At 53.2% G+C, this 20,366-nt stretch carries 23 protein-coding genes and 2 tRNA genes; 6 read left to right on the top strand and 19 right to left on the bottom strand.

What is annotated here, in order from left to right; all coding sequences use genetic code 11:
- Nucleotides 1–17 precede the first annotated feature (17 nt).
- From rimP to rlmE, 8 genes are all read right to left on the bottom strand, one after another.
- A complete protein-coding gene (rimP, locus tag F7Q90_RS01935; RefSeq protein ID WP_006121761.1) occupies nt 18–470 on the bottom strand; it encodes a ribosome maturation factor RimP in 453 nt (150 codons plus the stop codon).
- A 211-nt stretch (nt 471–681) separates the two neighbouring features.
- Nucleotides 682–758 (bottom strand) — tRNA-Met (locus tag F7Q90_RS01930).
- Between the two features lie 59 nt (nt 759–817).
- A tRNA-Leu gene (locus F7Q90_RS01925) sits at nt 818–904 on the bottom strand.
- Between the two features lie 48 nt (nt 905–952).
- A complete protein-coding gene (gene secG, locus F7Q90_RS01920; RefSeq protein WP_006121760.1) occupies nt 953–1,288 on the bottom strand; it encodes a preprotein translocase subunit SecG in 336 nt (111 codons plus the stop codon).
- Nucleotides 1,289–1,506: 218 nt separating this feature from the next.
- The gene (gene glmM / locus F7Q90_RS01915; RefSeq protein ID WP_006121759.1) at nt 1,507–2,841 is read right to left on the bottom strand and encodes a phosphoglucosamine mutase; all 1,335 of its coding nucleotides are present in this window, start codon (nt 2,839–2,841) and stop codon (nt 1,507–1,509) included.
- A 5-nt stretch (nt 2,842–2,846) separates the two neighbouring features.
- On the bottom strand, nt 2,847–3,680 hold the full coding sequence (gene folP / locus F7Q90_RS01910; protein WP_006121758.1) for a dihydropteroate synthase: 834 nt from the start codon (nt 3,678–3,680) through the stop codon (nt 2,847–2,849).
- Between the two features lie 80 nt (nt 3,681–3,760).
- Nucleotides 3,761–5,689 (bottom strand): ATP-dependent zinc metalloprotease FtsH, encoded by a 1,929-nt coding sequence (gene ftsH / locus F7Q90_RS01905; RefSeq protein WP_006121757.1) that lies wholly within the window; start codon nt 5,687–5,689, stop codon nt 3,761–3,763.
- Between the two features lie 113 nt (nt 5,690–5,802).
- Entirely contained in the window at nt 5,803–6,432 is a 630-nt protein-coding gene (rlmE, locus tag F7Q90_RS01900; protein ID WP_006121756.1) for a 23S rRNA (uridine(2552)-2'-O)-methyltransferase RlmE, read from the bottom strand.
- A 126-nt stretch (nt 6,433–6,558) separates the two neighbouring features.
- On the opposite strand from rlmE, the gene yhbY reads away from it, so the two are divergent.
- Nucleotides 6,559–6,852, top strand: a complete 294-nt coding sequence (gene yhbY / locus F7Q90_RS01895) for a ribosome assembly RNA-binding protein YhbY (RefSeq protein ID WP_006121755.1) — start codon at nt 6,559–6,561, stop codon at nt 6,850–6,852.
- A 106-nt stretch (nt 6,853–6,958) separates the two neighbouring features.
- On the opposite strand, the gene greA is transcribed toward yhbY, so the two are convergent.
- Entirely contained in the window at nt 6,959–7,435 is a 477-nt protein-coding gene (greA, locus tag F7Q90_RS01890) for a transcription elongation factor GreA (protein ID WP_006121754.1), read from the bottom strand.
- 245 nt (nt 7,436–7,680) lie between these two features.
- On the opposite strand from greA, the gene dacB reads away from it, so the two are divergent.
- Nucleotides 7,681–9,114: a serine-type D-Ala-D-Ala carboxypeptidase gene (dacB, locus tag F7Q90_RS01880; protein WP_006121753.1), complete on the top strand. Its 1,434-nt coding sequence runs from the start codon at nt 7,681–7,683 to the stop codon at nt 9,112–9,114.
- A 444-nt stretch (nt 9,115–9,558) separates the two neighbouring features.
- Here dacB and cgtA read toward each other — a convergent pair whose 3' ends face one another.
- The 3 genes from cgtA to rplU all read right to left on the bottom strand — a co-directional run bounded on the left by cgtA (nt 9,559) and on the right by rplU (nt 11,559).
- On the bottom strand, nt 9,559–10,731 hold the full coding sequence (gene cgtA, locus F7Q90_RS01875) for an Obg family GTPase CgtA (RefSeq protein ID WP_006121752.1): 1,173 nt from the start codon (nt 10,729–10,731) through the stop codon (nt 9,559–9,561).
- Between the two features lie 243 nt (nt 10,732–10,974).
- Nucleotides 10,975–11,232: a 50S ribosomal protein L27 gene (rpmA, locus tag F7Q90_RS01870; RefSeq protein ID WP_006121751.1), complete on the bottom strand. Its 258-nt coding sequence runs from the start codon at nt 11,230–11,232 to the stop codon at nt 10,975–10,977.
- 15 nt (nt 11,233–11,247) lie between these two features.
- Nucleotides 11,248–11,559, bottom strand: a complete 312-nt coding sequence (rplU, locus tag F7Q90_RS01865; RefSeq protein ID WP_006121750.1) for a 50S ribosomal protein L21 — start codon at nt 11,557–11,559, stop codon at nt 11,248–11,250.
- A 255-nt stretch (nt 11,560–11,814) separates the two neighbouring features.
- On the opposite strand from rplU, the gene ispB reads away from it, so the two are divergent.
- Together ispB and F7Q90_RS01855 are read left to right on the top strand one after the other, a co-directional pair.
- Entirely contained in the window at nt 11,815–12,786 is a 972-nt protein-coding gene (gene ispB, locus F7Q90_RS01860) for an octaprenyl diphosphate synthase (protein ID WP_006121749.1), read from the top strand.
- A gap of 221 nt (nt 12,787–13,007) precedes the next feature.
- Nucleotides 13,008–13,289 (top strand): helix-turn-helix domain-containing protein, encoded by a 282-nt coding sequence (locus F7Q90_RS01855; protein WP_006121748.1) that lies wholly within the window; start codon nt 13,008–13,010, stop codon nt 13,287–13,289.
- A 73-nt stretch (nt 13,290–13,362) separates the two neighbouring features.
- Here the strand turns inward: F7Q90_RS01855 and murA are convergent, their stop codons facing one another.
- The 7 genes from murA to mlaF all read right to left on the bottom strand — a co-directional run bounded on the left by murA (nt 13,363) and on the right by mlaF (nt 18,167).
- Nucleotides 13,363–14,622: a UDP-N-acetylglucosamine 1-carboxyvinyltransferase gene (murA, locus tag F7Q90_RS01850; protein WP_006121747.1), complete on the bottom strand. Its 1,260-nt coding sequence runs from the start codon at nt 14,620–14,622 to the stop codon at nt 13,363–13,365.
- 63 nt (nt 14,623–14,685) lie between these two features.
- Nucleotides 14,686–14,943 carry a BolA family iron metabolism protein IbaG gene (gene ibaG / locus F7Q90_RS01845; protein ID WP_006121746.1) on the bottom strand — a complete coding sequence of 86 codons (258 nt, stop codon included), beginning with the start codon at nt 14,941–14,943 and terminating at the stop codon, nt 14,686–14,688.
- 121 nt (nt 14,944–15,064) lie between these two features.
- Nucleotides 15,065–15,361, bottom strand: coding sequence for a lipid asymmetry maintenance protein MlaB (gene mlaB / locus F7Q90_RS01840; RefSeq protein ID WP_006121745.1), 297 nt, complete (start codon nt 15,359–15,361; stop codon nt 15,065–15,067).
- Complete coding sequence (gene mlaC, locus F7Q90_RS01835; protein ID WP_006121744.1) at nt 15,361–15,993, bottom strand: phospholipid-binding protein MlaC; 633 nt, start codon at nt 15,991–15,993, stop codon at nt 15,361–15,363. Before mlaC ends, mlaB begins: the two co-directional genes overlap by 1 nt.
- Before the next feature lie 15 nt (nt 15,994–16,008).
- Entirely contained in the window at nt 16,009–16,560 is a 552-nt protein-coding gene (gene mlaD, locus F7Q90_RS01830; protein ID WP_006121743.1) for an outer membrane lipid asymmetry maintenance protein MlaD, read from the bottom strand.
- A gap of 4 nt (nt 16,561–16,564) precedes the next feature.
- The gene (gene mlaE, locus F7Q90_RS01825; protein WP_006121742.1) at nt 16,565–17,347 is read right to left on the bottom strand and encodes a lipid asymmetry maintenance ABC transporter permease subunit MlaE; all 783 of its coding nucleotides are present in this window, start codon (nt 17,345–17,347) and stop codon (nt 16,565–16,567) included.
- A 4-nt stretch (nt 17,348–17,351) separates the two neighbouring features.
- Complete coding sequence (gene mlaF / locus F7Q90_RS01820) at nt 17,352–18,167, bottom strand: phospholipid ABC transporter ATP-binding protein MlaF (protein ID WP_006121741.1); 816 nt, start codon at nt 18,165–18,167, stop codon at nt 17,352–17,354.
- Between the two features lie 212 nt (nt 18,168–18,379).
- Between mlaF and F7Q90_RS01815 the strand changes: the two genes are divergently transcribed.
- Entirely contained in the window at nt 18,380–19,360 is a 981-nt protein-coding gene (locus F7Q90_RS01815) for a calcium/sodium antiporter (RefSeq protein WP_006121740.1), read from the top strand.
- Nucleotides 19,361–19,376: 16 nt separating this feature from the next.
- Nucleotides 19,377–20,363, top strand: coding sequence for an arabinose-5-phosphate isomerase KdsD (gene kdsD, locus F7Q90_RS01810; protein WP_006121739.1), 987 nt, complete (start codon nt 19,377–19,379; stop codon nt 20,361–20,363).
- The last annotated feature ends 3 nt before the right edge of the window (nt 20,364–20,366 follow it).

Raw genomic sequence — 20,366 nt, 5'->3', positions numbered from 1 at the left:
AGCCTCAATCCGGACTTTTAAAAGTGGGGGACCAGGTTCGCTTTCTGAATATTACTCAGCGCGAACACCTCGTCATTACCCTCAACGTTTACCGTTATCATCTCGCCTTCTACAGACTTGATGATTCCCTGCCATTTACGGCGGTTTTGAACGGCCATACGCAGCACCAGGCTCACCTCATCGCCGGTAAAGCGTGCATAATGTTCTGCAGTGAACAGAGGACGGTCGAGCCCCGGTGAGGACACTTCAAGGTGGTAAGGGACGGTGATGGGATCTTCCACATCCATCACGGCACTCACCTGGTGGCTGACGTCCGCGCAATCGTCAACATTGATGCCATCTTCACTGTCAATATAGATGCGCAGGGTTGATGTGCGACCACGAACGAATTCAATTCCGACCAGTTCGTAGCCGAGCGCTTCTACCGGAGCAGATACCAACTCTGTCAATTTTTGCTCTAATGTGGACAAGCCCACCCCCAAGACATAAAAAAAGGGCCTATAGCCCAGTATTACGATTCGCTAATAACAAAAAACCCCGAATAGTCGGGGCTTTTTATCACTGGACCCTGTATGCCGCATTGCGGCCCGGACGCCCATCCAAAAGAATTTTTTTCAAAATTCGCTGCTAATGCGCCCGTCGATGCATACAGTATATTTGAAAAAGAACTCTAAGGGAAAGTGGTTGCGGGGGCCGGATTTGAACCGACGACCTTCGGGTTATGAGCCCGACGAGCTACCAGGCTGCTCCACCCCGCGTCCGAAAACGCGGCGAATGTTACTCCGATCATGCATAAAATGCAAGTCTAACTAAGATTTGGTACCGAGGACGGGACTTGAACCCGTAAGCCCTTTCGAGCACTACCACCTCAAGGTAGCGTGTCTACCAATTTCACCACCTCGGTACTGCACTGACTGCGACGCTGAACTGCCGCTTATGACGCTTAACGCTATTAATGCGGGATATCGTTGCCCGGCGTAGCCGGTTTAGCTGGCTGAGTCTGCTGTTGAGACTGAGCTGGCGCAGTGAGGTTATCCCACTCACTTCCTTTGGCTGTTTTATTACTGTTCAGGTTACCCAGAATCAAGCTGATGACGAAAAACAGCGTAGCCAGTACGGCGGTCATGCGAGTCATGAAATTACCTGACCCGGTTGAACCGAACAGCGTACCTGACGCGCCTGCACCGAATGATGCACCCATATCAGCGCCTTTGCCTTGCTGCAGCATGATAAGACCCACAAGGCCAATTGCTACAATAAGGAAAACAACCAACAGAGCTTCGTACATAATCAACCTGTTTCCTTGCGCGTAATCCGCACAGTTAAAGCTTCAACCAATTTGACGGGGAGTTTCTTCATCACCCATCAGAAGCGGGTGTGAATACTAACCAATGGCGCATACCTCTGCAAGTGCAATTTACATGCGGCACGCTGATTGCAGAAAAAAGCGCCAGTGCGATGATTTTGCAGGCAGGTTCACTGCGATGTCCCCGCCTGCCAGCTGCCTCAGACGGCTTTAACCGCATCGGCAATTCGATTCGCCAGCGCCGTCACCTGGGTTTCATCCTCACCCTCTACCATTACGCGGATTAGCGGTTCCGTGCCCGATTTACGCAGCAGCACGCGTCCTTTTCCGGCCAGGGCTTTTTCCACGTCCTCGGCTACCGCTTTAACGGCATCGCTTTCCAGCGGATCGTGCTCGCCGGCGAAGCGGACATTTACCAGCACCTGAGGCAGCATTTTCATGCCGGTGCAGAGATCGTGCAGGCTCATATGGTTACGAACCATAGCTGTAAGTACTTGCAAACTTGCAACGATGCCGTCACCCGTAGCGATCTTATCCAGCAGGATCACATGACCGGAGTTTTCCGCTCCCAGGCGCCAGCCTTTTTCCTGCATTTTTTCCAGTACATAGCGGTCGCCCACTTTTGCACGAACAAACGGAATACCCAGCTGTTTCAGCGCCAGCTCCAGGCCCATGTTGCTCATCAGCGTGCCGACCACACCACCGCGCAACTGTCCCTGACGCAGACCTTCGCGGGCGATGATATACAGAATCTGGTCCCCATCCACTTTCTTGCCAAGGTGGTCGACCATCATGATGCGATCGCCGTCACCGTCATAGGCCAGACCGATGTCCGCTTTTTCAGCCAGTACGCGTTCCTGCAGCATCCTGAGATCGGTCGCACCGCATGCTTTATTAATGTTCATGCCATCAGGCTGGACGCCAACTGCAATCACCGTCGCACCGAGTTCACGCAGGACATTAGGCGCAATGTGATAAGTGGCACCGTTTGCACAGTCGACGACAATTTTCAGGCCACTGAGGCTGAGTTCGCTGGGGAACGTACCTTTACAAAATTCAATGTAACGCCCGGCCACGTCAACAATACGGCTGGCACGCCCCAACTGGGCGGATTCCACGCAGGTAAGCGGTTTTTCCATTTCCAGTTCGATCGCCTCTTCCACGTCATCGGGCAGTTTCGTCCCTTCGGCGGAGAAAAACTTAATGCCGTTATCATCAAACGGATTGTGCGACGCGGAAATCACGATGCCGGCTTCGGCACGGAACGTGCGGGTCAGATAGGCAATAGCGGGCGTGGGCATTGGGCCGGTAAACGCCGCGGACAACCCTGCGGCTGCGAGACCGGCTTCCAGCGCGGATTCCAGCATATAGCCTGAAATGCGCGTGTCTTTACCAATGATAATTTTTTTGGAGCCGTGACGGGCCAGTACTTTACCCGCCGCCCAGCCGAGCTTTAATACAAAGTCAGGGGTAATCGGTGACTCACCGACTTTGCCGCGAATCCCATCGGTACCGAAATATTTACGTTCGCTCATCCTCTTCATCCTTTCGCTCTTTGTGTCGCTTCAACCACCCGCATCGCTTCGACGGTTTCTTTTACATCGTGGGCGCGAATAATGTGCGCGCCCTGCATGGCGGCAATAACCGCACAGGCCAGGCTGCCCGTCAGGCGCTGGGAAGGCCCCACATTCAGCAGTTGTCCAATCATTGATTTGCGTGACATGCCAACCAACAGCGGCAGCGCAAAACGGTGAAATTTACTGAGGTGGGCCAGCAGTTCATAATTGTGGCTGAGATTCTTACCGAAACCGAAGCCCGGGTCGAGTAACAGATTTTCTTTTTTTATTCCTGCGGCTTCGCAGCGGGCCAGTTGTTCAACGAAGTAAGTGTCCACTTCGCTTACAATATCCTTATAGGCTGGTGCCTGCTGCATCGTACGCGGTTCGCCCTGCATATGCATCAGACAAACCGGTAAGCCCGTTGCCGCTGCCGCTGCCAACGCGCCAGGCTCAGACAGCGAGCGCACATCATTGATAATGTGAGCCCCTGCGCTGGCGGCTTCACGAATCACGTCGGCTTTGGACGTATCGACTGATATCCATACCTCAAAGCGTTGAGCGATAGCTTCGACCACCGGAATCACCCGTTCAAGCTCCTCCTCAACGCTCACTTCATCAGCGCCCGGACGCGTGGACTCGCCCCCCACGTCAATGATTGTTGCGCCAGCGTTCACCATCTCGTTAGTGTGCGTTAACGCATCGACCAGCGCATTGTGTTTACCACCATCGGAAAAAGAGTCCGGCGTGACGTTGAGAATGCCCATCACATGTGGAAATGACAAATCGAGATGGGAATCACGGGCGAACAGTTTCATGGTGAAAAACTCCTTGTGGTTCAATGTATAGATGTAAAAAACCCCGGACCAGCCGGGGTTTTATTAAAAGACCTGACGTCTTATTTGTCGAACTGTTCTGACATGGTATTGCCTGGATTCGGCGTACGCGGTTCATCGACCGGACGCGGGGCCTTTTGCGTACCGTTACTGTCTGAATTGCTGCTGCCCGGATCTTCCCAGCCTGCTGGCGGACGCACTTCACGGCGTGCCATCAGGTCGTCAATCTGCGGTGCATCAATGGTTTCATACTTCATCAGCGCATCTTTCATCGCGTGAAGAATGTCCATGTTTTCGCCCAGGATCTGGCGAGCGCGCTGATAGTTCGTATCAATCAGGTGTTTAACTTCCTGGTCGATAATACGGGCAGTTTCATCTGACATATGCTTGGCTTTTGCCACTGAACGGCCCAGGAACACTTCACCGTCTTCTTCAGCATACAGCAGCGGGCCCAGTTTCTCAGAGAAGCCCCACTGGGTAACCATGTTACGGGCCAGGTTGGTTGCCACTTTGATATCGTTAGAGGCACCGGTAGAGACATGTTCTGCACCGTAGATGATCTCTTCCGCCAGACGACCGCCGTACAGGGTCGAAATCTGACTTTCCAGCTTCTGACGGCTTGCGCTAATCGCATCGCCTTCAGGCAGGAAGAAGGTCACACCTAATGCACGACCGCGCGGGATAATGGTCACTTTGTGCACCGGATCGTGTTCCGGTACCAGACGACCAATAATCGCGTGGCCGGCCTCATGGTAAGCCGTAGACTCTTTCTGTGCTTCGGTCATCACCATGGAACGGCGCTCTGCACCCATCATGATTTTGTCTTTGGCTTTTTCGAATTCCACCATCGACACAACGCGTTTATTGCTGCGTGCAGCAAACAGCGCCGCTTCGTTCACCAGGTTCGCCAGATCGGCACCGGAGAAGCCTGGCGTACCGCGCGCAATGATGGCCGCATCAATGTCGGTTGCCAAGGGTACACGACGCATATGCACTTTCAGAATCTGCTCACGACCACGTACGTCTGGCAAGCCCACGACAACCTGACGGTCAAAGCGGCCAGGGCGCAGCAGCGCAGGGTCAAGTACGTCTGGACGGTTTGTCGCGGCAATCACGATGATGCCTTCGTTACCTTCAAAGCCATCCATTTCAACCAGCATCTGGTTCAGAGTTTGTTCACGCTCATCGTGCCCTCCCCCTAAACCGGCACCACGCTGGCGACCAACGGCATCGATCTCATCGATGAAGATAATGCACGGTGCCGCTTTCTTAGCCTGTTCAAACATGTCACGGACGCGAGACGCACCCACACCGACGAACATTTCAACAAAGTCAGAACCTGAAATGGTAAAGAACGGTACTTTCGCCTCACCGGCAATGGCTTTCGCCAGCAGGGTTTTACCGGTACCCGGCGGGCCGACCATCAGAACGCCTTTCGGGATTTTACCCCCCAGCTTCTGGAAACGGCTCGGTTCACGCAGGTATTCGACCAGCTCACCGACTTCCTCTTTCGCTTCGTCACAGCCTGCTACGTCAGCAAAAGTGGTTTTAATCTGATCTTCCGTTAGCATGCGGGCTTTGCTCTTACCAAAGGACATTGCGCCTTTGCCGCCACCGCCCTGCATTTGCCGCATGAAGAAAATCCACACACCAATCAGCAGTAACATTGGGAACCAGGAAATGAAGATCGACGCCAGCAGGCTCGGCTCTTCAGGCGGCTCACCAACCACTTTAACGTTCTTGGTCAACAGGTTATCGAGTAACTTGGGATCATTGACAGGAATGTAGGTGGTGTATTTATTACTGTCTTTTTTGGTTACGTTAATTTCACGCCCGTTAATACGTGCCTCGCGGACCTGATCCTGGTTCACTTCCGACAGGAAGGTTGAATAATCAACCCTACGGCCATTTGACTCGCTGGGCCCAAAGCTCTGGAAGACTGACATCAGTACAACCGCGATGACTAGCCAGAGAATCAGGTTTTTCGCCATGTCACTCAAGGGATTAACCTCATATTACAACGGTGTTAACAGATAGCGTAGGGTACTATAGATCCTTCGTACATGGAATCGCAGCGGGAAGGCTGGATGATCCACCACGTTGGCTACAGCTTGCGCCCAGTCGCCACAATATAAACTTCACGTGAACGTGAACGTGAAGCGTCAGGCTTACGTATTTTCACTTTCGTGAACAGGGATCGAATTTCACGCAGGTATTCATCAAAGCCATCCCCTTGGAACACTTTCACTACAAAACTCCCGCCGGGAGCCAAAATGTCACGACACATCTCTAACGCCAGCTCAACCAAATACATCGACCGGGGAATATCTACGGCAGGTGTACCACTCATATTCGGTGCCATATCAGACATGACGACCTGGACTTTCTGATCGCCCACACGCTCAAGCAACGCGTTAATCACCGATTCTTCACGAAAATCGCCTTGAAGAAAATCGACACCAACAATAGGATCCATAGGCAGGATATCACATGCAATGACACGCCCTTTGGACCCAATTTGCTGTACCACATATTGCGACCAGCCACCGGGTGCAGCACCCAGATCTACCACGGTCATACCGGGTTTGAAAAGCTTGTCACCCTGTTGTATTTCATCAAGTTTAAACCAGGCGCGCGAACGCAACCCTTTTTTCTGTGCCTGGAGCACGTATTTATCGCTAAAGTGTTCCTGTAGCCAGCGGCTGGAGCTGGCTGAACGCTTTTTACCGGTCATAAAATTTCCAACTAAATCGTCATCGTAGCGATAAATCTGCACGCAGTAGGTTGCGTCGATTTGGCGATATACCCGAGATGGCGGTAGAATGAACCGTTTTCAATCCCCGAGTAAGTAAATAATACGATGAATCTAAGTACCAAACAAAAACAGCACCTGAAAAGCCTCGCCCATCCGCTCAAGCCAGTCGTCATGCTCGGAGGCAATGGCCTGACCGAAGGTGTGCTGGCAGAGATCGAACACGCGCTGGGACACCACGAGTTAATCAAGGTGAAAGTCGCCTCTGAAGATCGTGAGACCCGGCAGCTGATCGTCGACGCTATCGTACGTGAAACTGGCGCCGTCAACGTTCAGTTGATAGGTAAAACGCTGGTGCTGTATCGCCCCGCTAAAGAGAGCAAGATTTCTCTGCCACGTTAAGTGGGCAAAGAAAGTGCCATGCTCTTACATGGGATAAAAGGCCGCAGCGCGGCCTTTTTCCTTTCTTTACATTGTACTGCAACCCGTTACAAAAGGTTGCCACCTGTCAGATGTATTCCACCTTCAGGATTTCGTACTCCACATCGCCGCCCGGCGTTTTGATAATCGCTACGTCATCGGCTTCTTTCCCCACCAGGCCACGCGCCATTGGCGAGTTAACAGAAATCAGATTTTGCTTAAAGTCTGCTTCATCGTCACCTACGATGCGGTACGTAAACTCTTCATCCGTATCCACATTCAGGACCGTCACCGTCGCGCCAAAAATGACGCGGCCGGTTTTAGGCATTTGGGTGACGTCGATAACCTGCGCATTAGAGAGTTTGGCCTCAATCTCCTGAATACGTCCCTCACAGAACCCCTGTTCTTCACGCGCAGCGTGGTATTCGGCATTCTCTTTCAAATCGCCGTGCTCGCGGGCCTCCGCGATGGAGGCAATAATGCGCGGGCGTTTCACCGTTTTCAGCTCATGCAGCTCTTCGCGCAGCCTTTCAGCGCCTCTTAACGTCATCGGAATCTGGTTCATTTTAGCTCCTCGTCATCAATCCTGTTTCACGGTGCATCCTGACCGGTGACTGCAGAAAAAAGCGTTCTGCGGCGCCATGCCTCATTTTGCAAATAAAAGAAGACTGACCCGGAAATGTTCCAGGCCAGAAAAGGTTTTGCAATTTGATACGTATTTTACCCCAGAGTTCCCTGCGGGTCATCGTTTACTTTGCACCGTCCAGGGACGTAGTATTGTCGCCTTCACCTGTCAGTTGCCGCGAGATTATGCGATTTTCACGACTTGTTACCGGATTAACCTGTGCGTTTATGCTGCAGGCACAAGCAGCACCCGTTGATGAATACATGCAGTATCTGCCAGATGGTGCCAACCTGGCTTTACTGGTGCAAAAAGTGGGCGCAACTACGCCGATCATTGATTACCACGGGAAACAGATGGCGCTTCCCGCCAGTACCATGAAAGTCATCACCGCGCTGGCGGCATTACTGGAACTGGGCGGTGATTATCGTTTTCAAACGACCTTTGAGACCAAAGGTGCGCTGATCGATGGCACACTGAATGGCGATCTTGTTGCCTGTTTCGCTGGCGATCCCACGCTGGGCCGCCAGGATCTGCGTAATATGGTCGCAGCCTTAAAAAAACAAGGCATCACGCATATCAAAGGCAATCTGGTCATTGATACCTCGGTGTTTGCCAGCCATGATGCGGCGCCGGGTTGGCCGTGGAACGATATGACGCAGTGCTTTAGCGCACCGCCCGCTGCGGCTATCGTCGATAAAAACTGTTTCTCCGTGTCGCTCTACAGTGCGGATAAGCCCGGCGAAAACGCCTTCGTGCGCATCGCCTCTTATTATCCGGCGCACATGCTGAGCCAGGTGCGCACCATTGGGCGCAACAGTGGCGAGGGTCAGTATTGCGAACTGGATGTGGTGCCGGGTGAGCTGAACCGCTATACCCTGACCGGCTGTCTGCGTCAGCGTAGCGATCCCCTTCCGCTGGCCTTTGCCGTTCAGGATGGTGCCGCCTGGGCCGGCGAGATTCTGAAATCTGAACTGCGTTCCGCCGGTATTGATTACAGCGGACATCTGCTGCGCCAGACACAGGTCACTGAGCCGGGCACCGTGCTGGCCTCAACCCAGTCTGCGCCGCTGCATACGCTGCTGCATATGATGCTGAAGAAGTCCGACAATATGATCGCCGACACGGTGTTCCGCACCATTGGCCATCATTACTTTAATGTGCCGGGCACCTTCCGCGCTGGGTCAGACGCGGTGCGCCGTATCCTGCGTGAAAAAGCGAATATCGATTTGGGTAACAGTATCCAGGTTGATGGTTCCGGCTTGTCGCGCCACGATCTCATCTCTCCTGCCACCATGATGCAGGTGCTGCAGTACATTGCGCAAAATGACAGCAAGCTGGATTATATTTCCATGCTGCCCCTGGCGGGTCATGACGGCACGCTGCAATATCGCGGCGGCCTCCATGAAGCCGGTCTGGATGGCAAAGTCTCTGCCAAAACGGGTTCACTGCAGGGCGTTTACAACCTTGCCGGTTTTATCACCACGTCCAGCGGGGCGCGCGTTGCGTTTGTGCAGTTCCTGTCCGGCTATGCTGTACCGCCTGAAGATCAGCGCACGCGCCGTATTCCACTGGTGCGGTTCGAAAGTCGGCTCTATCGCGATATCAACAAGAACTACTAACTGATGTCGATAAAAGCGCAGTGGGATTAACGCCGCTGCGCTTTTTTATTGGCCTGACAGGCGTTCACCCTTCCCCTTTGCCTCACTGTTTTATTCTTATTGCCATCGCGTTAGTGACGTTCCTCTGACTGACGCCACGGGCCATTAAACACGCCGTGAGCCGCGATACGTTAGCCACGTAAGTGAACCTCAGGCTTTTATGCGAAGGAGGGAAAGCATAGTGAGATATAGGCTGTATGAAGAAACTGGCAGACATACGCCAGGGCTGCGCGGGTGAACCCAGCGCCTGCCCGCTGGATTTCGGCGTATACGTCGAAGCGGGTAGCAGGAGGTTTGTCCCCTGCCTGCGGCATTTGAGTTATCAACGGCAAGGCGTGATAGCGGGCAAAGACAGGCCGGAAAGAAAACTGCCCCCATTCCGGCAGAAGGGGTCAGCAAAGTGTGTTAACGCTGATAAATGATTTCGACGCCTTCGTCGTCATCTTCATCCCAGTCGTCATCCCACTCTTCATCGTCTTCAACAGCCGCGTTCTCGAGGGCTTCTTTGTGGTAGTCGTCCCACATGAATTCCACTTTCTCAGGCTGTTTTTCTTCAACGTCCGCTTCTTTCGGATTGGCGTTGATAAAGCTCATCACATCCCAGCACAGGTCGGTCACGCCCTGACGGCTGGCCGCCGAAATAAGGTAGTACTTCTCTTCCCAGCCCAGCGCCTCAGCAATGGCTTTTGCGCGCGCCTGTGCTTCTTCTTCATCAATCAGATCGACTTTGTTAAACACCAGCCAGCGCGGCTTGTTGAATAACTTATCGCTGTATTTTTCCAGCTCACCCAGAATAATACGGGCGTTCTCAACCAGATCGCTCTCGTCAATCGGGGCGATGTCAATCAGGTGCAACAGAACACGGCAGCGTTCCAGATGTTTCAGGAAGCGAATCCCCAGACCGGCGCCTTCTGCAGCACCTTCAATCAGTCCCGGAATATCGGCGACGACGAAGCTCTGCTCGCTGTCCATACGTACAACGCCCAGGCTGGGTACCAGGGTGGTAAAAGGATAATCAGCCACTTTCGGCTTGGCAGCGGAAACCGCACGGATAAAGGTGGATTTACCGGCATTCGGTAAGCCCAGCATGCCCACGTCAGCCAGCAGCATCAGCTCCAGTTGCAGGTCACGTTTCTCGCCTGCGGTGCCCATGGTTTTCTGCCGTGGAGTACGGTTGACCGAGGATTTAAAACGGGTGTTACCCAGACCGTGCCAGCCGCCTTTTGCCACCATCAGCGTCTGCTGGTGACGCGTCATATCGCCCAGTGTCTCGCCCGTTCCCTGGTCAATAACGCGGGTTCCGACGGGGACTTTAATCGTAATATCTTTGCCGCGTTTACCGGTACAGTCGCGACTCTGACCATTCTGACCACGCTCAGCGCGGAAAGATTTTTCGAAACGATAATCGATCAGGGTGTTAAGGTTTTCGTCAGCGACTAAGTATACGTCACCGCCATCACCACCATCACCGCCGTCCGGGCCGCCTTTTGGGATATATTTTTCACGGCGGAAACTGACACAGCCATTACCGCCATCACCTGCGACGACCAAAATTGTCGCTTCATCAACAAACTTCATTTTCTTTCTCCGTCACACAATCGTCTGCAACAGGCTGCAAACGGGTCCGCCAGGGTCGTTCTGCGCTGACCAGCGGCGGATAAATCAAAACTGGCTCTCGCCAGCATGTACATAAAGTGTACAACACGCAGCCAGGCTATGTCGCCTGTCTGGCGACAGGTCGCAGAATGTAAAAAGCCCCGCAAGAGTTGCGGGGCCTTCAATTCGTGCGTTCAGACGGTAGCCGTCTGCGTCACGACAACCTTACTCAGCAACGATGCTGATGTATTTACGGTTGTTCGGACCTTTAACTTCGAATTTTACTTTGCCGTCTGCGGTAGCAAACAGAGTGTGGTCACGACCACAACCTACGTTGTTACCGGCGTGGAATTTGGTACCACGCTGACGAACGATGATGCTGCCTGCCAGAACAGATTCACCACCGAAACGTTTTACACCCAGACGTTTTGCATTGGAGTCACGACCATTTCGAGTCGAACCACCAGCCTTTTTATGTGCCATTTGTCAGATCTCCTCTTACGCCGTGATACCAGTGATTTTCACATCAGTAAACCACTGGCGATGGCCAGCTTGCTTACGGTAGTGCTTACGACGACGAAACTTAACGATTTTAACTTTCTCGCCACGACCATGAGCAACAACTTCTGCCTTGATCACACCGCCTGAAACCAGTGGCGCGCCGATTTTCACGTCTTCGCCATTTGCAATCATCAGAACCTGGTCAAACTCGATGGTTTCACCGGTTGCGATGTCCAGCTTTTCCAAGCGAACGGTCTGACCTTCGCTTACTCGGTGTTGTTTACCACCACTTTGGAAAACCGCGTACATATAAAACTCCGCTTCTGCGCTTGCCTTTTAGTTCATCAGGCGGCGCGCTAAATATTCACAATAGGGCGCGAATTCTACGCAAAACTCAAACAGAAGACAAGAGCACTTTGCACACTCTTGCAGAAAAAAAACACAGGCTCAATGCAAACGTTTCTCAACCTGAAAATTCAAGTACAATCAGTAACAGATTACTGAACGCTGGCTGGGTAAAACCGCTTACCATGGCAGAGAAACGAGTCATAGCTGAAAAGACGAATGAACTTAGAACAGATTAACGAATTAACCGCACAGGACATGGCTGCCGTTAACCAGACCATACTCGACCAGCTGAATTCAGATGTCTCGCTCATCAACCAGCTGGGTTATTACATCATCAGTGGCGGCGGTAAACGCATCCGGCCCATGATTGCCGTGCTGTCTGCTCGCGCCATGGGTTACCAGGGCGATTTACACGTGACCAACGCGGCGCTGATCGAATTTATCCACACCGCCACGCTGTTGCATGACGATGTCGTGGATGAATCCGATATGCGCCGTGGAAAAGCCACCGCGAACGCCGCATTTGGTAACGCGGCCAGCGTACTGGTCGGTGATTTTATTTATACCCGCGCTTTCCAGATGATGACCAGCATGGGCTCGTTGCGCATTCTGGCGCTGATGTCCGAGGCGGTGAACGTGATCGCTGAAGGAGAAGTGCTCCAGCTGATGAACGTCAACGATCCCGACATCACCGAAGAGAGCTATATGCGGGTGATATACAGCAAAACCGCGCGCTTATTTGAAGCCGCCTCTCAGGCCTCGGCGATTCTGGCGGAAGCGACGCCAGCGCAGGAAAAAGCGCTGCAGGATTACGGACGTTATTTGGGAACGGCTTTCCAGTTAATCGATGACTTACTGGACTACAGTGCCGATGGTGAAACCCTGGGCAAAAATACCGGTGACGATCTCAGCGAAGGTAAACCCACGCTGCCTCTGCTTCATGCTATGAACAACGGATCGCCTGAACAGGCTAAAATGATCCGTGAGGCGATTGAACAGGGGAACGGCCGCCATTTACTGGCTCCCGTTCTGGAAGCGATGAACCAGTGCGGCTCTCTGGAATGGACGCGCAAGCGTGCTGAGCAGGAAGCGGATAAGGCCATCGCGGCATTACAAATCCTGCCTGAAACCCCATGGCGCACAGCGCTGGAATCTCTGGCTCACATGTCGGTTCAACGCGATTTCTAATCGCTGACGGGGCCTGACGGCCTCGTCTTCTTTCTTTCCCCCGCCGCGGTTGCAGTCATTACCATCCTTTTGCGTCAGGCCGCGCAGTTCTGTCTGCTTACGGAAATATTACTGGAACCTTATGGAAATTTTCTGATATAAACCACCATAAGTTTCCAGATGTATTTTAAAGCACGTCAGAATCCCCCCGCGCGCTTCGCACTGACAAGGAGAAAACAGTAATGCAAAAAAGGACAGAGGACTGGCATCCTGCCGATATTATTGCCGCACTGCGCAAACGTGGTACAACGCTGGCGGCATTGTCCCGCCAGGCAGGATTAAGCTCATCAACACTGGCTAACGCCCTTTCACGGCCATGGCCAAAAGGGGAATGGTTGATTGCTGATGCGATCAATGTCCACCCATCAGAGATATGGCCAAGCCGCTATTACGATCCTGAAACGAACAGCCTACTGGATCGAAAAAAACGTGTGCGATCGTCCGATCAGACGACCAAAAACTAACATCGGGTTAGTGCCAGACGAAAAAAAACCAGCCCGTATGCCAGGCTGGTTTTTTACAGGCCTGTCCGAAACATTATTCGCCGCTGACGCGCTCGATGTTTGCGCCCATCGCTTTTAGCTTATCTTCGATATGCTCGTAACCCCGATCGATGTGGTAAATGCGATCGACCAGCGTTGTGCCTTCCGCTATACACCCTGCCAGCACCAGGCTTGCCGATGCACGGAGATCCGTCGCCATCACCTGCGCGCCCGACAAGGTTTCCACACCGTGACAGATTGCGGTATTGCTCTCAATTTCCGCGTGAGCACCCATACGAATCAGTTCAGGGATGTGCATAAAACGGTTTTCAAAAATGGTTTCGGTGATTAGCCCCGTGCCTTCCGCGACCAGATTCAGCAGGGTGAACTGCGCCTGCATATCGGTTGGGAAACCCGGATGAGGAGCGGTACGCACGTTGACCGCTTTAGGGCGCTTACCGTGCATATCCAGGCTGATCCAGTCTTCACCGGTTTCAATGTCTGCACCGGCATCACGCAGTTTCGCCAGCACTGCGTCCAGAGTGTCAGGCTGCGCATTGCGGCACAGCACTTTCCCCCCCGAAATAGCAGCCGCCACCAGGAAGGTGCCGGTCTCAATACGGTCTGGCAGGACGCGATAAACCCCACCGCCCAGACGCTCAACGCCTTCAATGGTGATTTTATCCGTGCCTGCGCCCGAAATTTTTGCACCCAGCGTATTAAGGAAATTGGCGGTATCCACGATTTCAGGTTCACGCGCCGCGTTCTCAATCACCGTGGTCCCGGTTGCCAGCGTCGCGGCACTCATAATGGTCACCGTCGCGCCTACGCTGACTTTATCCATCACGATCAGCGCCCCTTTCAGGCGACCGTTAACTGAGGCTTTTACATAGCCTTCTTCCAGCTTAATCTCGGCACCCAACTGCTCAAGACCCGAGATATGCAGGTCTACCGGGCGCGCACCGATGGCGCAACCGCCGGGCAGTGAGACTTCGCCCTGACCGAAACGGGCCACTAACGGACCAAGCGCCCAAATAGAGGCACGCATGGTTTTCACAAGGTCATAGGGTGCACAAAAAACGTCTACGCCGCTGGCATCGACGTGAACAGAACCGTTGCGCTCAACCTTCGCACCTAACTGGGTTAACAGCTTCATAGTGGTGTCGATGTCACGCAGCTTCGGCACATTCGTAATCTCAACCGGCTCTTCGGCCAGTAAAGCTGCAAACAGAATTGGCAGTGCGGCGTTCTTCGCCCCGGAAATGGTGACTTCACCACTTAAACGGGTGGGGCCTTGCACACGAAATTTATCCATTAACACGGTTCTCAATTAACTGGCTATTAAACGGTCGCGCAGGTGGCGCAGCCCTTGCGGGGATCAGAAACCGTTCAGTTTACGGTCACGCGCCCACTCTGCAGGCGTGTAGGTTTTGATGGATACCGCATGAATGCGGTTATCCGCAATGAATTCCATCAGCGGCGCATAAACAGCCTGCTGTTTCTTAACGCGGCTTAACTCACCAAACAGTTCGCCCACGGCGATCACCTGGAAATGGCTGCCATCGTTGCTCATGACATGAACTTCTTCTAAAGGCAGTGCTGCCATCAGCACAGCCTGAATTTCACTGTTTTCCATTGCTCTTAACTTCACTTAATAATAATAAGGCTGACATAGTAGAGGAAAGTGCCTGATTCTTAAATACGCAAAAGCCCCTGTCGGCGACCGGGGCTAAGGCTGAGAAGGCGAATAGAGCGCTTTAATCCGCAGAAACAATAATTTGTTGCAGGTTGTAAAGGGTGATCAACGACTGCAGTTTGTCACCGATGCCAACAAACTGCAGCGCGCCGCCCTGCTGCGAGACGATTTCCCGCAGGTGGACCAACAGCGCCAGGCCTGAGGTATCCACCCGTTCCAGAGCTGAAACGTCGATCAGCGTCGCCCCGCTAATCAACGTTTCACGCTGCTCCCAGAGATCCAGCAGCGTGTCACGATCCAGCTCACCTTCCAGCCGTAGCGTGTTCGCCTCGCGGCTCCAGTGCAGTGAGGGCTGCATTATTTGTTTTGATCCAGTGTGATTGGCTGTTTCGCTGACGCTTCAAGTTGCGCAGTCAGTGCATCAATCCCTTTCGTACGTAACAGATCGCCCCACTCATTTTGTTTCGTGGTGATCATGCTGACCCCTTCTGCGATCATATCGAACGCCTGCCAGTTACCGGTCTGGCTGTTTTTACGCCACTGGAAATCCAGGCGCACTGGCGGACGGCCCTGAGGATCGATGATCGTCACACGGATGGCGACAATATTGGCGTTGCCCAGCGGTTTCGCAGGTTCAATCTGGTAAGTCTGACCGTGATAAAGCGCTAACGCCTGGCCATAGGCCTGAGCCAGATAATCACCAAAAGCCTTAAAATAGGCTTCGCGCTGTGCCGGTGTGGCTTCCCGATAGAAACGGCCCAGGACTAACGCCCCCGCATATTTAATCTGCACATAAGGCAGCAGCTCCTGGCGGACGATATCACGCAGGTAGTTGGGATCCTGCTTGATTTTCGCCTGCTCGCTTTTCAGGCGGGTAAAAGTTTTATTAGCCGCTTCATTCATCAACGTATAAGGATTGCTTTGATCGGCTGCTGTCGCCGCCAATGGCGCGATCGCCAGCATGGCAATCATCAGAAAACGTTTAAACATCATGTTATCCCTCTGTTAAGGTTGAGCGGCTGCGGGAGCGGCAGTATCGCCACCCTGCGCATCCTTACTGTCACCGGTTTGCTTGTTACCTTTGTTGTCGCCGCTTTTATACAGGAACTGGCCTATCAGGTCCTCCAGTACCATCGCCGACTTGGTATCACGTATCGTGCCACCATCGTTTAACATCGCCGAGCCAAGCTCAGGATCGTCAAAGCCAACGTTTAACGACAGAAACTGCTCGCCCAGCAAGCCCTGAGTACGGATGGCCAGCGAACTGGTGTCCGGAATCTGGTTGGCATACTTGTCGCTGATATCCATCGTGACGCGTGGCAGTAATGTTTTCGGTTCAAGTGAAATATCTGTCACCCGACCAATCACGACACCACCAATTTTAACAGGCGAACTGACTTTCAGGCCGCCGATATTATCGAAGGTGGCATACAGCTTCCAGGTGGGTTCTGTCCCCAGCGATTTAAGATCCGCCACGCGCAGGCAAAGGAACAGCACCGCTAACAGTGCCATGATCATAAAAACGCCAACCCAAATTTCGCTTTTTTTGCTTTGCATCGCATCAATTCCCAAACATCAGTGCTGTCAGCACAAAATCTAAACCGAGGACCGCCAGTGATGCATGCACCACGGTGCGCGTCGTGGCGCGACTAATACCTTCAGAGGTCGGAATCGCATCGTAACCATTAAACAGCGCGATCCAGGTAACCGTGACGGCAAAAACGGCGCTTTTAATAATGCAGTTAACCACATCGCTACGAAAATCGACGGCATTTTGCATCGCCGACCAGAAGAAGCCAGGGTCAATACCTTTCCAGCTCACGCCCACCAGCGCGCCGCCGGTAATCCCTACGGCGGTGAAGATGAGCGCCAGCAGCGGCATGCTGATAAAACCTGCCCAAAAACGTGGTGAGACAACACGGCGCAGAGGATCGACCGCCATCATCTCCATGCTGGACAGCTGTTCCGTGGCCTTCATCAGCCCAATCTCAGCCGTTAACGCCGACCCTGCCCGACCTGCAAACAGCAGGGCTGTGACAACCGGCCCCAGTTCACGTAGCAATGACAGTGCCACCAACATGCCCAGGCTGGTTTCTGCACCATAGGTGTTTAATACCAGATAGCCCTGCAACCCCAGCACCATGCCGATAAATAACCCGGAGACCACAATGATCACCAAAGACAGGACGCCAATGCTGTAGAGTTGTTTGACTAACAGCGGGAAGTGTTTGCGAAACGCGGGTTTACCGACCAGCGCATGAAAAAGCATCAATCCGGCACGCCCAAAGCTGGCGCAGGTTCCAATCCCCCGACGTCCTAATGACGCCAGTGCTTTTAACAACATCAGCTTAGCTTCTCCCTGACCCGGTTAAATCGGCCAAATAATCGCCCGCCGGAAAACGAAACGGTACGGGCCCGTCCGCGATGCCGTCGATAAACTGGCGCACGCGTGGGTCATTGTTGGCACGCAAATCGGGCGTGGTCCCGTGCGCGATAATTTTTTGTCCCGCAACGATATAAGCATAATCGGCAATACTTAACACTTCAGGCACGTCATGCGACACCACAATGCATGTCAGTCCCAGTGCATGGTTAAGCTCATCAATCAGTTTAACCAGTACGCCCATGGTAATAGGATCCTGACCCACAAACGGCTCATCGAACATAATTAACTCGGGCTCCAGAGCAATAGCCCGAGCCAGGGCCACCCTGCGCGCCATTCCGCCCGAAAGCTCCGCAGGTTTCAACTGCGCGGCACCCCGTAACCCCACGGCTTCCAGCTTCATCATGACGGTGCTGTGCAGAAGCGCCGCCGGCAACCGTGTGTGTTCACGAAGCGGCCAGGCCACATTTTCGTAGACGGTTAAATCGGTAAAAAGTGCACCGGACTGAAACAGCATGCTCATCTTTTTACGCGCTTCATACAATCGGGTGCGCGACAATGTCGGAATGTTCTCGTCCCGGAACCAGATCTCGCCGCTGTCAGGCTGAAGTTGCCCGCCAATCAAGCGCAGCAGCGTTGTTTTCCCGATCCCTGACGGCCCCATGATCGCCGTCACTTTGCCTTTGGGTACCGTAAGGGAAATATCGTCGAAAATTTTGCGATCGCCACGTGAGAAACTCACGCCACGAACCTCAACCAGGTTCGTTTTTTGTTGGATCATTATCACCTCTATTACGGATCGGGCGTAAACATAGGGTACGATGGTACCCTGTTAAGGTTAAACGCACGATAGCTTTACAGAAACTTAATGCAAAGATTTGGCGAAAACGGTCATAAAATTTACTTTTGTCGCTCGGACGGTCAAAATCAGCGCCTGTTTTGTCACATCGAACCTGAAGGCAAGCCAACAGGGGTTTTAAGCAAGGATTTTTCATGTTCGTCGCAACCGCACTGCTGATTATCGGACTGCTTTTACTGGCTTATGGTGCCGATCGTCTGGTGTTTAGTGCTGCAATACTTTGCCGATCGTTCGGGATCCCACCGTTAATCATCGGCATGACCGTCGTCAGTATCGGTACCTCGCTTCCGGAGATCATCCTTTCCTTCTCCGCTGCGCAGTATGGCCAAATGGATCTGGCGGTGGGCACCGCGCTTGGTTCGAACATCACCAATATACTTTTGATTCTCGGCGGCGCGGCGCTGTTGCATCCGCTCAGCATCCATTCCAACTTAATTCGCCGTGAACTGCCGCTGATGGTGCTGGTCTCATTACTGAGCGGTATTACGCTGTTTGATAACTATCTTAGTCGACTGGACGGTATCGCCCTGATTGCCATCGCCGCGATTTATCTGATTGTGACTATTCGCATCGCGCGTAAAGCAGAAAATGACAATAACGATACGCTGACGCGTGAACAACTGGCTGAGCTGCCACGCGAAGAGACGGGTAACACCGTGGCCTTTCTCTGGCTGGCTGTCGCCCTGATTATCCTGCCCATGTCAACACACATGGTGATTGATAATGCGACGGTCTTTGCCGACTACTTTGGCGTGAGTGAACTGGTTATGGGGCTGACGCTTATCGCCGTCGGCACCAGTCTGCCGGAGCTGGCCACGGTCATCGCCGGTGCGTTGAAAGGCGAAGATGATATTGCGATAGGTAACCTGATTGGGGCCAATATTTATAACCTCGCTATCGTGTTGGGCCTGCCGGCACTGATTCACCCCGGCAGCGTCGATTATCACGCTTTTGCACGCGATTACTGGATAATGCTTGGCGTAAGCGTACTGTTCGCCATGCTTTGTCTGTTGCGCCACCGCCGCATTGGCCGTACGGCGGGGACGCTTTTACTCTGTGGTTTCTTCGTCTGGGTAACGTTGCTGTGGCTACAGCCAGCGTTTATGGGCGGCTAAAAAGGACAGATTTGCCATGTCACATCAGCAACCAACGGTAGAGTTTGATTTTCAGCGAGCCGGTAAAACGGTTCTGCGCATTGAGCGCGAAGGCCTTGAGCAGCTTGACCAGTATATCAACGAGGCTTTTTCCGACGCCTGCGCCATGATTTATGCCTGTAAGGGAAAAGTGGTGGTTATGGGGATGGGCAAGTCAGGTCATATTGGTAAAAAAATGGCGGCGACCTTTGCCAGCACCGGCACGCCGGCTTTCTTTGTGCATCCAGCGGAAGCCAGCCACGGCGACCTGGGAATGGTGGGTAAAGACGACGTGGTGCTTGCCATTTCCAATAGCGGCGAATCCAGCGAGATTCTGGCGCTGATTCCGGTGGTGAAACGCCAGCAGATTAAACTGATCTGTCTGACCAGTCGACCTGAAAGCGCCATGGCCCGGGCGGCCGATATCCATCTTTGCGTCAAGGTGCCGCAGGAAGCCTGTCCAATGGGCCTGGCCCCTACAACCAGTACCACCGCAGCTTTGGTGATGGGCGATGCACTGGCGGTCTCGCTGCTGGAGGCACGCGGCTTCACGCCTGAAGATTTCGCGCTGTCGCATCCGGGCGGTGCGCTGGGCCGTAAACTGCTGCTGCACGTGAGCGACATCATGCACAGCGGTGATGAGTTACCGCACGTCACGCGGGATGCATCATTGCGGGATGCGTTGCTGGAGATAACCCGTAAAAATCTGGGCCTGACCGTGATTGTTGACGATTTGATGAAGATTGAAGGCGTTTTTACTGATGGTGACCTGCGCCGCATCTTTGACATGGGCATCGATTTTCAAAAAGCGACCATCGCAGAAGTCATGACGCGTGGCGGCATCCGCGTACGTCCGAACGTGCTGGCCGTCGATGCGCTGAATTTAATGCAAACCAAAAACATTACCTCCCTGCTGGTAGCCGATGACGACCATCTGCTGGGTGTGGTACATATGCATGACATGCTGCGCGCAGGCGTAGTGTAAACA

The sequence above is a fragment of the Pantoea stewartii subsp. stewartii genome (assembly GCF_008801695.1).
Lineage (GTDB): Bacteria > Pseudomonadota > Gammaproteobacteria > Enterobacterales > Enterobacteriaceae > Pantoea > Pantoea stewartii.
This window is presented reverse-complemented; position numbering and strand designations above follow the sequence as displayed.